The following is a 1,073-nucleotide window of genomic DNA, read 5'->3' on the forward strand; positions in this document are numbered from 1 at the left end:
TGTTAGAACCCATTTAAAGTGTCTATATTCTCACCAATAAAAATGTCTGGTTTATGATGGTTTTTATCACCATGGACTGGATATAAAATATAGATGCTGATCACTATGTCTGACAAAGAAATTCAACGTCTTGCAGTTCTGCAAGACGTTCGAGATCATCGTATTACCCAAGTCCGTGCTGCTGAAATCCTGAATCTTTCCACCCGTCAAATTACCCGGTTATTGCAGAAGCTCAATCAAGATGGTGTTTCAGGCATGACGCATGCCAGTCGTGGTCAACCGGGTCATCGTCGCCATGACGTTCTGTTAAAATCAGAATGTCTTTCCATTATTTCTGAACATCTGCTGGGCTTTGGACCTACCTTGGCGCATGAGAAGCTCAGCAGCATGTTTGACCTGAATATCCCGGTAGAAACGGTTCGGCGCTGGATGACTGCAAATGACCTTTGGATTCCGCGATCCAAACGTCTAAAACGCCCATACCAGCCACGCTATAACCGTGATTGCTTCGGTGAGCTGATCCAGATTGATGGCTCATATCATGACTGGTTTGAAGGAAGAGCCACCAAATGCTGTTTGCTGGTTTATATCGATGATGCTACCGGCAAGCTGTTGCATCTACGCTTTTGTGAGGCTGAAACGACCTTCGACTATATGCTTTCAACCCGAGCCTACATTGAACAATACGGTAAGCCTCTGGCCTTTTATAGCGATAAACACTCGGTATTTAGAGTCAACCAGAAATCCAGGCAAGACAGCCAGATCACGCAATTTGGGCGGATTCTGAATGAGTTAAACATTGATATTATCTTCGCCAATTCACCCCAGGCCAAAGGTCGCGTAGAGCGAGCGAATAGAACCCTTCAGGACCGTTTGATCAAGGAGATGCGCCTGGAAGGCATCTGTTCGATTGCAGAAGCAAATGCCTGGTTGCCCTGCTTTATTGAGCAGTTCAATCAGAAGTTCGCCAAATGTGCGCGAAACTCAAAGAACCTGCATCGACCATTAACCGAATCTGATCTTGAACTGGATGATATTTTTACCTGGCAGGAACCGCGTAAGGTCACCAAGAA

At 45.6% G+C, this 1,073-nt stretch carries 1 protein-coding gene; it reads left to right on the top strand.

The window, feature by feature from the left end:
* Positions 1 to 93: 93 nt before the first annotated feature.
* Positions 94 to 1,073, top strand: a 980-nt coding sequence (locus tag FTU45_RS15320) for an ISNCY family transposase (RefSeq protein ID WP_180076701.1), incomplete at its 3' end; no start/stop codon positions are given.

This window comes from Acinetobacter sp. YH12106 (assembly GCF_013418995.1).
Lineage (GTDB): Bacteria > Pseudomonadota > Gammaproteobacteria > Pseudomonadales > Moraxellaceae > Acinetobacter > Acinetobacter pseudolwoffii.